Source organism: Microcoleus sp. FACHB-672, from assembly GCF_014695725.1.
GTDB lineage: Bacteria > Cyanobacteriota > Cyanobacteriia > Cyanobacteriales > Oscillatoriaceae > FACHB-68.
This window is the reverse complement of the sequence record NZ_JACJOU010000033.1, coordinates 197,552-210,326: the sequence shown is the minus strand read 5'-3', so window position 1 is coordinate 210,326 and position 12,775 is coordinate 197,552. Positions and strand designations below refer to the sequence as shown.

General features: G+C 45.6%; 10 protein-coding genes and 1 tRNA gene. 6 read left to right on the top strand and 5 right to left on the bottom strand.

Features of this window, described 5'->3' with window-relative positions:
- Positions 1-30: 30 nt before the first annotated feature.
- The 3 genes from H6F56_RS24050 to ccmA form a co-directional block, all read right to left on the bottom strand.
- Entirely contained in the window at positions 31-393 is a 363-nt protein-coding gene (locus tag H6F56_RS24050) for a DUF760 domain-containing protein (protein ID WP_190674015.1), read from the bottom strand.
- A 134-nt stretch (positions 394-527) separates the two neighbouring features.
- Positions 528-1,046 carry an SMC-Scp complex subunit ScpB gene (gene scpB / locus H6F56_RS24045; RefSeq protein WP_190674012.1) on the bottom strand — a complete coding sequence of 173 codons (519 nt, stop codon included), beginning with the start codon at positions 1,044-1,046 and terminating at the stop codon, positions 528-530.
- Between the two features lie 80 nt (positions 1,047-1,126).
- Positions 1,127-1,978, bottom strand: coding sequence for a heme ABC exporter ATP-binding protein CcmA (gene ccmA, locus H6F56_RS24040; protein ID WP_190674009.1), 852 nt, complete (start codon positions 1,976-1,978; stop codon positions 1,127-1,129).
- Positions 1,979-2,072: 94 nt separating this feature from the next.
- Between ccmA and H6F56_RS24035 the strand changes: the two genes are divergently transcribed.
- Positions 2,073-3,338 carry an FGGY-family carbohydrate kinase gene (locus H6F56_RS24035; protein ID WP_190674994.1) on the top strand — a complete coding sequence of 422 codons (1,266 nt, stop codon included), beginning with the start codon at positions 2,073-2,075 and terminating at the stop codon, positions 3,336-3,338.
- Between the two features lie 258 nt (positions 3,339-3,596).
- On the opposite strand, the gene pcrA is transcribed toward H6F56_RS24035, so the two are convergent.
- Entirely contained in the window at positions 3,597-5,957 is a 2,361-nt protein-coding gene (gene pcrA, locus H6F56_RS24030) for a DNA helicase PcrA (protein ID WP_190674006.1), read from the bottom strand.
- Between the two features lie 227 nt (positions 5,958-6,184).
- Positions 6,185-6,257: transfer RNA gene (locus H6F56_RS24025), tRNA-His, on the bottom strand.
- A gap of 269 nt (positions 6,258-6,526) precedes the next feature.
- On the opposite strand from H6F56_RS24025, the gene H6F56_RS24020 reads away from it, so the two are divergent.
- The 5 genes from H6F56_RS24020 to H6F56_RS24000 all read left to right on the top strand — a co-directional run bounded on the left by H6F56_RS24020 (position 6,527) and on the right by H6F56_RS24000 (position 12,732).
- A complete protein-coding gene (locus H6F56_RS24020) occupies positions 6,527-6,925 on the top strand; it encodes a DUF4359 domain-containing protein (protein WP_190674003.1) in 399 nt (132 codons plus the stop codon).
- 89 nt (positions 6,926-7,014) lie between these two features.
- Positions 7,015-8,535, top strand: a complete 1,521-nt coding sequence (locus H6F56_RS24015) for a serine/threonine-protein kinase (RefSeq protein ID WP_190674000.1) — start codon at positions 7,015-7,017, stop codon at positions 8,533-8,535.
- Between the two features lie 382 nt (positions 8,536-8,917).
- Complete coding sequence (locus tag H6F56_RS24010) at positions 8,918-9,610, top strand: manganese catalase family protein (RefSeq protein ID WP_190673997.1); 693 nt, start codon at positions 8,918-8,920, stop codon at positions 9,608-9,610.
- 111 nt (positions 9,611-9,721) lie between these two features.
- Positions 9,722-10,522, top strand: coding sequence for a sirohydrochlorin chelatase (locus H6F56_RS24005; RefSeq protein WP_309236625.1), 801 nt, complete (start codon positions 9,722-9,724; stop codon positions 10,520-10,522).
- A 788-nt stretch (positions 10,523-11,310) separates the two neighbouring features.
- Positions 11,311-12,732, top strand: coding sequence for a methyl-accepting chemotaxis protein (locus tag H6F56_RS24000; protein ID WP_190673995.1), 1,422 nt, complete (start codon positions 11,311-11,313; stop codon positions 12,730-12,732).
- Positions 12,733-12,775 lie beyond the last annotated feature (43 nt).

Sequence of the window (12,775 nt, the reverse complement as noted above, 5' to 3'; positions counted from 1 at the left end):
CACTGGCAGTGAACCGCTGGGCGCTAAACGTTAATCGCGCTCGGATTCTCCACCGGCAGACGAATCGCGGTGCAGGGACATACAATCTTCTAGACTTTCATCTAGTTGCATTCGCTGTTCCATCTGCCGCAGAAAATAGCCGGTCATCATGGCTGAAGCCAGCAACCCTGCCAAGTTTTCGCGGTTGGTTGTGATGTGAACATCAAAATGATCGGAGGGAAGCAGTCCCACCAGTCCTTTGACGTTTTGAGAAATGATTTGCTTAATTTCGGGACTGGCGGACTTGGCCACACGGGCCAAAACCTCTGGGGGCTGGTGCTGGAGATATTTCAGCAGCGGGTTGGTTTCGCTGTCGTCAGTGTCGGATTCGTTAAAGTCAGGGTTAAACACCATGTGGCCTCTAAATGTCTGCCTTTCTTATTATCTACTCTAGACCATTCTGATAAAATGACGCCTCTGCCAGCTAGGCATACTCCGCTGTTGTGGATGGAGAATTCCAGCGTCAGTTAATGCTAAAGATAGATGTTTTATTCTTCTTCCAAGTTTTCCTCACCACTGAGGGGGAATTTCAATTCTAGCTGCTGAGGCAATTGATCAACTTGGAAATATTGATGAAACTTATCGGTTATCTGCAACCAATAAGACCGGCCATCGGTTTGCCGGCGTCTGCGAACAAAACCCAGTTCCAAAAGTTCTTGAACGTGCTGATAAGCGCCAGAACCACGCAGTTCAACTAATTCAGTTTGCGTAATCGGCGCTTTGAGGGCGATCACAGCCAAAGTCCGCAGTGCGCCCAGCCCTAAATCTAAGGGAATAATCGTTTGTACTAACTCTTGGAAGGTGTCTCGCAGTTGCAAGCAAAATCCAGCCGGCGTTTCAACCACTTCTAAAGCGCTGTCGCGGTGCGCGTAGTCGTTCATCAATTCAATCAAAGCGTCTTCCGCGTCGTCTTTCTCACAACCAGCATATTCAAGAATTTCTGCAAGGGAAAGGGGTTGCCCCTTTAGGTAGAGAATGGCTTCTATTTTGGTAGCTAAACGATGCATTGAGATTTTAGATTTTAGATTTTAGATTTTAAATTTTAGATGAGCGAATAATCGAAAATCTAAAATGGGTAGCCGCTTGGTTAGTCTAACTGGCGTCCTGTGAGTTCCACAAAAATATCTTCCAAATTGGAGGGGCGTACCATCATGCCGGTTTTATCGCTTTGCTGTTCAAGGTGGGCATTCGCTTGTTCCAAGTTCGGGAAAAACAAATATTCCCAGCGATCCCCAATTTGCTTCATTACCAGTCCTTCGCCGTGTTTCTGCCGTAACTGTTCCAAGGTGCCCAGTTCAATCAGTTTGCCGGCATCCATAATCCCGATGCGATCGCATAAATACTCTACCTCATCCATATAGTGAGTTGTCAGCAGCATCGTCATTCCCTGCTTGTTCAAATCACGGATAATTTCCCACAGCCGGCGGCGAGTTTGCGGATCGAGTCCGACAGTTGGTTCATCTAGAAATAGAATTTTCGGTTCATGCAACAGTGCTCTGGCAATTTGCAGCCGGCGCTTCATCCCTCCAGACAAGGTTTTCACCAGATCGTCCCGGCGATCTGCAAGTTCGACATATTCGAGCCACTGGTTAATCAATTTCTGCCGGCTAGGGTTGGGAATATGATGCAAACGCCCGTGAAATTCCATGTTTTCCCACACAGACAAATCGTTGTCAACACTAATTTGTTGCAACACAACGCCAATTGACTGCTTAACTTGGGCTGCTTGCCGCGTGACATCATAACCGGCCACTTCTATCCGTCCACTCGTGGGGCGCGTCAGGGTGGTGAGCATCCGAATCGTTGTCGATTTGCCGGCTCCATTTGGGCCAAGCAAACCGAACATTTCGCCGGCTTCGAGGGTAAAAGAGAGTTCGTCAACGACGGGGACGTTGTTATAAACTTTGTGAACGTTCTGGAGCGAGACGGCAGCACCCATAAATGTTTATTGAAGATTAATCAACCGTGTGAGATTATCGGCAAAAGTGGTGCCGGCTCATATTATCAACCCTAATTTGTCAAAAAACACAGCGATGAACTTCTATCTCGGTATAGATTTCGGCACCACCGGCGCACGGGCTGTTGCAATTGATGCTGCCGGCACCCTTCACGCCGAGGCACAGTATCCTTTTAATGCCACCAGCGATTTGCAAAATCATTTGCCGGATCTCTGGCAAACCGCGTTATTTACCTTAATTTCTCAAATTCCCCAGGAAATCTGCCGCGATCTTAGGGCAATTGCGATTAATGGCACCTCTTCCACGGTTTTGCTCTGCGATGCCGGTGGTAAACCCATTGCTGAACCACTTCTCTACAACGATGGGCGAGGCGTCGCGGTGATGCAGGAGTTAAAAACCATCGCACCCGCAAATCATCCGGTAATTAGCGCCACTTCCAGTTTGGCTAAACTTCTATGGTTTAGGCATAAGTTAAACTTGCCACTGCAAAAGCATTATTTCCTACATCAAGCCGATTGGTTAGCCTTTTTATTACATAACCGGCTCGGTATCAGCGATTATCACAACGCCCTGAAGCTAGGTTATGACCCTGAGCGTTTGTGCTATCCCAATTGGTTATTAGATATAAAATCAATTCCACATTTGCCAGAAATCGTCAAGCCAGGGATGCCGGTGGGGGAAATAACGGCAGAAATTGCTCAGCAGTTTGGCTTGCCGGCAGATTGTCAGGTGTGTGCCGGCACCACGGACAGCATTGCCGCATTTCTCGCAAGCGGGGTGCAATCCCCCGGAGAAGCAGTAACCTCCCTCGGTTCCACCCTCGTACTCAAGCTGCTCAGCCGAACTCGCATTGATGATGCTCGCTATGGTATTTACAGTCACCGGCTAGAGGATCTGTGGCTAGTTGGCGGCGCTTCCAACACCGGCGGCGCGGTGCTGCGGCAATTTTTCACCGATACTGAACTAGAAAGTCTCAGCCGGCAGATTGATCCTGAGCAAGAAAGTCCGCTTGATTACTATCCTTTGATCAAAGCCGGTGATCGCTTCCCGATAAACGATCCCAATTTGCCTCCACGATTGGAACCGCGCCCGGATAATCCAGTAGAATTTTTACACGGTTTGTTAGAAAGTATTGCCCGAATTGAAGCGCAAGCTTATCAACTTTTGCAAGAGTTGGGTACAACTAAATTAACTCACGTTTACACTGCCGGCGGCGGTGCTAAAAACCCGGTTTGGAGTGCAATTCGTGAACGTTTATTGAATGTGCCGGTGGGGGTGCCGGCTCATACCGAAGCAGCTTATGGCACAGCATTATTAGCAATGCGCCAGCTCACTCAATAAAGCATTCACTCAGCAAATTCCGATTACATATTTTGAACTTTTTTAAAATCACCCAGCTGGATGACCTAACAGGAGGAAGTGCCGGCCAATTTTATTGTTATAACATTAACAGTTACCTTGATTGACACAAACTTCGATGGTTGCAGCACTTAAATGCAACCATTTTTTTTGTGGGTGCCTTGTTGAAAGCATCCATAACGAAGGTGAGCAGTTACCGGCTTCTCAAAGCTAGGTGAATTTTGCTGATGAAATTATCATTCATTCCAGTCGTTGCAGCGGCGCAGTCTTCGGATCGATAATCTTCACACCGGCACCGGGAAACTTAATCGCCAACGTTACTTTCTCCCCCGATCCTAAAAGGTGAGTCACTTCCCCAACCCCAAAGCGCCCATCAAGCACGCGATTACCCACTTTCCAATCTAAAACTTTAGCAGAATTTTTGAGCGTAAATTTATCCCCCGCCCCTTTAGTCTTCTGCATTCCCGCACTCTTACTTTTTGCCCCACTTCCACTCAGAAACTCTTTGGGTAATTCTGAGAGAAATAACGAAGGAATTGCCGGCTGCTTGTTTCCCCAAGTACGTCTCTCACTGGCATGAGTGAGAAACAGTCGTTCCTGTGCGCGAGTAATGCCAACATAACAAAGCCGGCGTTCCTCCTCTAAAGAAGCTGGATCGTCTAAACTACGGAAATGAGGCAGCAAACCTTGTTCCATTCCTACCAGAAATACCACAGGAAATTCTAAGCCTTTTGCCGCGTGCAGCGTCATCACCGAAACGCGCGATTCCTCTTCTTTCATGCTATCCATATCAGAACTCAGCGCCGCACTCGCCACAAAATCTTCTAGGGTTGCTTCCGGATTTTCTTCTTCAAATTGCAACACTGCATTATAAAGTTCCAATACGTTAGCTAAGCGATCTTCAGCTTCATCGGTGCCTTGAGTTTTCAAGTCTTGAATATAACCAGAATCTTCCAAAATGCCTTGCACAATTTCCGAAGCGTTTGTCGGTTTACTACCCTCTTCAAGTAGGGCTTTTGCCTGCCACCGGCACATCATTTCCACAAACTGAAGAATCGGCTTCGCAGTCCGTCCCGCCAACGTATTCACCGATTCATCATCCGTGAGAATTTCCCATAATGGAATCGTTAATTGTTGCGCCGCATCTTGCAGCCGGTCTAAAGTTGCTTTCCCAATCCCACGCCGAGGCGTATTGATAATTCTTACCAAACTCAGCGTGTCTGCTGGATTAACAATGAATCGCAGATAAGCAACAATATCTTTAACTTCTTTGCGATCGTAAAACTTCAGTCCCCCGACCAAATTATAAGGCACATTCCCTCGAACCAGCGACTCTTCAAACACCCGTGACTGGGAATTTGTGCGATAAAGAATTGCAAAATCGCCCCATTTCAATTCAGGGTGTTTGCGAACCAACTTTATAACTTCGCCGACAACAAATTCAGCTTCTTCAATTTCATCGCCGGCACGGTGCAAGTAAATCGGTTCACCTTCTCCACGCGTCGGACGCAAAACTTTATCAATTCGCTGAGTATTCTTTTGAATTAGATGATTTGCCGTGTGCAAAATGTTATCTCTAGAGCGGTAATTTTCCTCTAATTTAACCATCGTGCGCGTGTCATCATCCGGCAACCCGTCCCCAAAGTCTTGCTGAAAATCAAGCAAGATTTTGAAATCTGCCATACGGAAAGAATAAATCGCCTGATCCACATCCCCAACCACAAAAACCGAGCGATTTTGCCAGTTATTAAAGGTTTTGGGGCTTTCGTTGTTCGTCACCAGCAGCCGAATTAAATCATACTGAACTCGGTTGGTATCTTGATATTCATCTACTAAAATATGAGAAAACTTTTGATGCCAATAGCCTAAAACCGTCTCATTTTGCGTGAGCAATTGCACCGGCACCCGAATCAAATCATCAAAATCAAGGGCGTTATTAGCGGCAAGCGCGTCTTGGTAAAGGCTGTAAGCATTAGCAATGACCCGCCCGCGCATATTCGGTTGTTCTCGCTCAAGTTCTTGCGGATTCAATCCCTGGTTTTTGGCGTTACTAATCGCATAACGCACAGAACGCGGCTCAAATTTCTTGTCATCTAAATTTAGCGTTTTCGTAACAATTTCTTTAACAAGACTTTGGGCGTCCGATTCATCAAAAATAGAAAACGTTCGCTTCCACCGGCGGCCCTTTTCGTCTTGGAATTTTTCAATATCATAGCGAAGAATGCGAGCGCATAAGCTGTGAAATGTGCCCACCCAAAGCGGTTTAATATAAGTTTTATACGCCTTTGAACGTAGCCTGGTTTGCTCCTCGGGGACTAAGGCATCAAAAGGCTTGCCGTATCTTTCTAGTGCTTGCTGCTGCGCGAATAATTTCTCGATACGTTCTTTCATTTCCCGCGCCGCTTTGTTGGTGAACGTCACCGCCAGAATATTTTCTGGATCGACTCGGTGGGTGCGGATTAAATTTGCCACCCGAAAAGTTAGCGCCCGTGTTTTGCCGGAACCTGCGCCGGCAACAACCAATAATGGCCCGCAGAAATGCTCAACGGCTTGGCGTTGGGAGGAGTTGAGGAGGCTGAGAAAGTCAGTGGTTTGAGTCATGGCTAGCCGGTGAAGTGCGCTCACATTGCGGGAAGATGCCCATTATATGCGCTTGAGAAGGCTATTATAGTGTAACGAAACTTGCTGACGACTCCCCAGCGTCTTAGCGTGCTTCACTCCCGCACTCGACTTTGAATGGCGAATTGACTACAACCGCAGCAAATCCACCATAGCGCTGTAGGAATACAGCATTACGGAAAATTATTTATTACTCTACACACGAGAAGGGCGAACGATGGGGTTCGAACCCACGAATGGTGGAATCACAATCCACTGCCTTAACCACTTGGCTACGCCCGCCATTGCGCTTCTTAATATAGCACTTCTTCCGGGTTGCGATCTACCCCTGCGTTCAAAATTCTTCATTTTTATGATTAAATTTTTTAATTTCTATATTTTCCCCTTTGTGCTAGAGTCGCCCACGACAAGCTGGAAGCGTTGCAAATAAAGGATTATCCCAGCAAAATTCCTCGGCAAAATCTCAAATCCGCGTCAGCCAACTCAGTCTAATGCGTAATCGCTAAAAGAAAACGGGTAGTCTTAGCTTAAAGATTCACTGCGGAAGACGTATGAAGGGTTTCAAGACTGCTGCAATCGTCGGGGGAGTTGTTTTAGCAGGAGTGGGAGTGGCAATGGCTGTCACCAATCCAGCTCAAACTGCCTATGAAGAGTATGCCGTTCAGAAGTTGACAGAATATGTGAAGGGCAACTTTTGTCAAAAAGCCGGCTTTTTTGAAAATCGCTGCGCGGCAATTGTCGATTCTGGACAATCTGAGTTTAAGCAAGCCATCGCCCAGAACACACAACGACAAAACTTTATTTTCTTTAGTATTTATACAACGAATTTGTCTGTTACTCCATTGCTGCCTTCTGGACTTACTTCTGTGCTGCCGGCATTACCCGCTTACCGCTTTGAAACCGCAGGCGTGCTGCAAAGCTTTTACACTTATCAAGCCAAGCAAAAATAAAGGGATTTGCTACTTTTCAGCTAAGCGACCGAGCTAGAGGCTATCCTAGGAACATTTAAGCTTTACGCATCTGCATTGAGCGACTTCCTATGACTTACTGCGTTATCCCAGGGTGCCAGCAACCCCAGAACCCGGATACAGCTAAAATTTGCCAGAGTTGCGGTTCTAAGCTGTGGCTCAAAGAGCGCTACCGCCCGATTCAACAAATCGGTCAAGGAGGGTTTGGCAGAACATTTTTAGCCGTTGATGAAGATATCCCCTCCCAACCGCGCTGTGTTGTTAAACAACTTTACTTTCAGCAGGGCAGCAATAGCAACTTCCAAAAAGCCACTCAACTCTTTCACCAAGAAGCAGTAAGGCTGGAGCATCTAGGCACGCATCCGCAAATCCCGTCTTTGCTGGCGCACTTTGAACAAAACAAGTGGTTGTATTTAGCTCAAGAATTGATTGAAGGGGAGACACTTTCACAGCAATTGAAGCAACAAGGTGTTTTTAATGAAAAAGTTATTTTTCAATTGCTGCAAGATTTGCTGCCGGTGTTGCAATATATCCACGAACAACAAGTGATTCACCGTGACATTAAGCCGGCAAATATTATGCGCCGGCGCAGCGATGGCAAATTTATGGTGATCGATTTTGGGATTGCCAAATTGTTTGCCGGCACCAATCTTTCCCAAACCGGCACGATCATTGGTAGTCTAGAATATATGGCACCCGAACAAACGCGAGGTAAAACCCTTCCTGCCAGTGATCTTTACAGTTTAGGCGCGACTTGTATTCACCTACTCACCGGCATTGCTCCTTCTAACTTATATGACATGACCCGTGATCGGTGGGCGTGGCGCGATTATTTACCCACCGGCACTGACTTCGGTGGAATGACTTCGCCCGCATCTCGCATCCGCTTGGGTAAAGTTTTGGATAAATTGCTGCAAAATGCCCTCAATCAGCGATATCTTTCAGCAGATGAAGTGCTGCAAGCACTCAATGAGCCGGTAAAACCCCCCGCTCCCGAAAGAGTTAACCTATGCTCTGTAAAAAGAGCTTCCGCCTCGATTAAATCCCCGCAGCCGGCTGCCGTACAACCCTTACTTCCACAGCCAAATAATTCATTTTTAAATAAACTGTTTCGCCGCGTAAGCCATCGATCTCAAGGTAATGATCTGCTCACTTCAGCGATGGGGGTAGACTATAGAAAATTGCGCGATTTACTGGCGGCGCACAAATGGCAAGAAGCCGATCAGGAAACGAAAACAGTTTTATTTCAAGCAGCCGGCAAACGAGGCGGCTATATCGACACCCGTCATATCGAACAATTGCCCTGTCAGGATTTGCAAACAATTGACCGGCTATGGGTGAAATACAGCGCAGGTCGCTTTGGCTTTAGTGTGCAGAAAAAAATTTATGACAGTGTTGCGGGAGACTACGCAATCTTTTGTGAGCGCATTGGATGGCCGGCTCATAACCCAGCGATACCCAATAACAGCCTAAAGTTTAAATCCTCAGCGCCGGCGGGACATTTGCCCTCGCGAACTTGGGTTGGGGGAATTTCCTGGTGGCAACACGCCGGTGCGATGTCTGAAAAACTTAGCAAATGCAATCCCATCTAATTTTGCCATGCCGGCAGTCACCAGACATTCGCAACAGCACGCTCGCTTATTTATGACTCATCGATTCCAAGAAGCTCAAATCGTTCCCTATCAAAGTTTTTAAAAGTAGAGTCCGGCTGGAATTTACACTTGATTGCCACAGCAAAAACCTGCCGGTTAAATACACCACTGTCCAATAATCTAAGATTTGAAATCTAAATATTTAAATGGCTCTATCTTAAAGCAGAGATCGTATATTCTTCATTTGTCTCTGTAGATAGACGTACTCATTGCCATCAAAAAAGACAATGAATTCAAGACAAACATTTAAAGCCAGGTAACGCTTCAAGCAGCTTCCCTGGTTAGACACTTGCCGAAAAAAAGCTCAGAGAGGTATTGAATCGTGTTTTTTCACAAAAAAGAACTCATTAAAAAAGATGTGAAAATTGAGGCACCAAATCCTCTTTTCGCTCAGTTGCTACTCGAACAATTTGGCGGGGCAACCGGCGAACTGACTGCAGCTTTACAGTATTGGGTGCAGTCCTTCCATGTGGAAAATCCTGGCATCCGGGATATGCTTCAAGATATTGCCATCGAAGAGTTTAGCCATTTAGAAATGGTCGGCAAACTCATTGAAGCCCATACCAAAAATACAGACCAAACAGACGCGTTCAAGAGTACGCTCTTTGCAATGCGGGGCATTGGGCCGCATTTCTTAGATAGCCAAGGCAGCGCTTGGACAGCAGCTTATATCAATGAAGGCGGCGACGTGGTGCGCGATCTCCGGGCTAATATTGCTGCAGAAGGCGGGGCGCGTCAAACTTACGAACAGTTGATTAAATATGCCCCAGATGCGGGAACGAAGGAGATGCTGGTTCATCTACTGACCCGCGAAATTTCCCACACCCAGATGTTTATGAAGGCGCTGGAATCACTGGGTAAACTCACAGATCCTTTCTTCGGTAATGTTCAGCCCGATCAAACTGTAGATATCTACTACAATTTATCGACAAATGGGGCACAGGATGAGCGCGGTCCGTGGAACTCTGAACCAGATTTCCGCTATATTGCCGATCCGTTGAATGCTAAAGCTTAATCTGCTTTAATCGCTCCTAGCTTGTTCTAAAATGAGTCAGAAGTAACTTTTCTTCTGGCTCATTTATGTTTTTATAAGTACAATGACTGCGGATAGATTGCAACTATCTCAGTGATTGTTCATTTAAAGTTTACAGGCACCCTCAAGAAATTGTTATCTGCTTATCTATTGGTATTTCACGGCAGCCGCGACCGGCGCTACCAGGTTGCTGTCGAGCAACTGACTCAATTAGTCTGCGATGTTCAGATACACCGGCAGGCTTCTGGACGCTCAGGATCGGGGAATTTGGCAACGCATTCGGCAGAAACCTTCGTTGGGATGGGTTTGTTAGAACTGCATCCCTTGCCTTTGCATGAGCAAATCCGAGAATTCGCTGAGCGTTGTTTTGCCGCCGGCATCCACTCTATTCAAGTGGTGCCGGTGTTTTTACTTCCGGGTGTTCATGTCATGGAAGATATCCCGGCAGAGGTCGCCAAAGCGCAACAAGCTTTAGGCTCACAGGCAAAAATAGAGATCAAGCCTTACTTAGGTAAACATCCGGGTCTTACCGGCTTGCTGTCCGCGCAACAGGCAAATATGGGGGCTGATGCCTGGATTTTGCTATCTCACGGCAGCCGTCGTGCCGGTGCCAATCAACCGATTGAGGATCTGGCCATTAAGTTAGGTGCGGTGCCAGCCTATTGGTCTGTGCGGTCGAGTTTGGAAAAGCAGGTGGAAGCACTCGTGAATGCCGGCCACCAAAAGATCGGGATTTTGCCCTATTTCTTATTTGTTGGCGCGATTACAGATGCGATCAGCCAATATGTCAGTGAGCTTTCCCAGCAATTTCCCGCAGTAGAATTACATTTAGCTGAACCTTTAGGAGCCGGTATTGAGCTGGCACGTTTGATTTTAGATTTGGCTGGGGAATGAACCGCACAGGCTTGGAGCCGGTAAAACCCATAAAATGACTATCGGGATCATCTCATTTTTGAAAATTTCGAGTGCCGGCATCTTGCCCGCTTGCTGTAATCTTAGGAAACAAGATGCTCCCACTCCTCCAATATTTTTGCCAATCTAGGGTGCATCCTTACTATCGAACTTCGCAATGATCAATCGCCCTCTCTTCCCTGTCATCTTTTCCGGGGAATCAACCTCTCTTTTGCTTCCATCCCAGTCTCATAGTTGGAAAGCATAGAAAACAGGTTGCCAATGATTCGTAGTGACATACTTTTTTTAAAATAAATTAAATTTTAATTGAATTCTTAATATTTATACTAAAAATTTTATCTATAGCAACTTATGTTGTGTATAGCATTTTAATTGTTTATTAATGTTGATAGTTGGCTTCATGATTTTATTCAAACGCTTGGTTTTTAGAATAAAGTGAGCAAGTCTAGCCCTTTTTACCAGCAGAATTTGCTTGGTGAATAAAGCTGGCAAACTTGAAGCTATAAGTTTAAAGTTAGATTTTGTTACAAGTAAATAGCACACACCTCTCTCAATTTACTTTCGCGACTATAATAAATAAAAAACAGACGACCGAGATTGTAATTTAGTTAGGGATGCCAAGTTACGGTCAGATATGTTGGGTTTTCAGGGTAAATACTTAAGCCGATGCCGGCATACCCTACCCGCCGATTGTCCAGGGTATGCGACTAGCCGATTTTGTATTATTGCTTCTTAGTTTTATTTACAATCTTAAAAAAGGAGGAAATAAAATGCAGTCCAAATTTGCAACTATGAAACTCAGTAACGTCGTTCCCTTAGGATTTTCAGCAATAATTGTGGTGATGGCGATCAATGGTTTAATCTCTAAATTAACAGTTAATGGTCTGGTTTTAACAGCGAGTGAGGTAATGCACAGTTATCGGGTGCAAACAAAGCTGCAAGAGTTAGAAGAAACTTTAGTTGATGTTCAACTCGGAGAGCGAGGCTTTATTCTTACTAAGAATGAAGATTTTTTACAACCTTACAAAGACGCACAAAAAAATCTACCCAATAATTTTAAAGAAGCTAAATCTTTGCTTAAGGACGATCCGGTTCAAAGTCGAAATCTTGAAGAAGTTGAAGAATTATCTCAACAAGGCATAAATAGTTTAACCAAAAATATTGCTCTGATCAGAGCCGGTAAATCTCCATCCCAAGCTAACTTGGTAGAAGGTAAGCAGGGTTTGGAGACTGTGAGAGACAAGATTGATAATATGCTGCAAGCCGAAAGTGATTTATTAGCAAGGCGTCAGCGATCTGTCAGCGAAGCTGAGCAGTTTTCGACGTTTATTACTTTAGGGGGAACAATTTTAGGTACAATTCTAGGTTTTTTAATTGTATCATTTGTTGTTCGTAGAATTGTGAAACCAATCGATGAAGTGACGAAGATAATTACGAACTCCTCAACAGAAATTGCTGCAACCGTAGAGCAGCAGGAACGGACAGCAGCAGAGCAATCTGTCGCGGTGAATCAAACCACCGCAACCATGCATGAATTAGGCGCTTCTTCAAGAGCGACTGCTGAGCAAGCTGAGGCGGCAGCGGCTGGAGCCAAACAAGTGTTAATCTTAGTAGATAGCGACGCCGAATTAAATAGGCAATATGGGAAATATTCAGTTTCCGAATTTAGTCTGAGAGAGCGAGTCAGACAGATTGCCAGGGAAATTCTCCGCTTAAGTGAACAAACTAATCAGATTGGTACAATTTCAACTTTAGTGAGTAATTTAGCGAATCAAACCAATATGCTTGCCTTAAATGCAGCAGTGGAGGCGGTTCGTGCCGGCGAACAGGGAAAAGGATTTGCCGTGGTTGCCGCAGAAATTCGCAAACTTGCTGATGAAAGCCACAAATCTGCAGAGAAAATCAATAGCCTAGTTATTGAGATTCAGAAAGCCACAGATTCGACAGCAAAAGTGACAGAAGAAGGCACAAAAACCGTTGAAAGTATTGTGGAGGCAATTGAGAACATTGCCGTTAACTCTCAACAAATTTCACTCACGGCTAAAGAACAAGCGATTGCAATCCAACAAGTAGCACAAGCCATGAATACCATTGAGCGAGGTGCAGTGCAAACAGCCAGTGGCATTACTCAAACAAAAAATGGCACCCACAAGCTGAATGAAGCGGCAACAACACTGAAAGCAGTCGTTTAAACAATGCAGAGATAGGGAAAGATGCCGGCACCCATCCACTCAT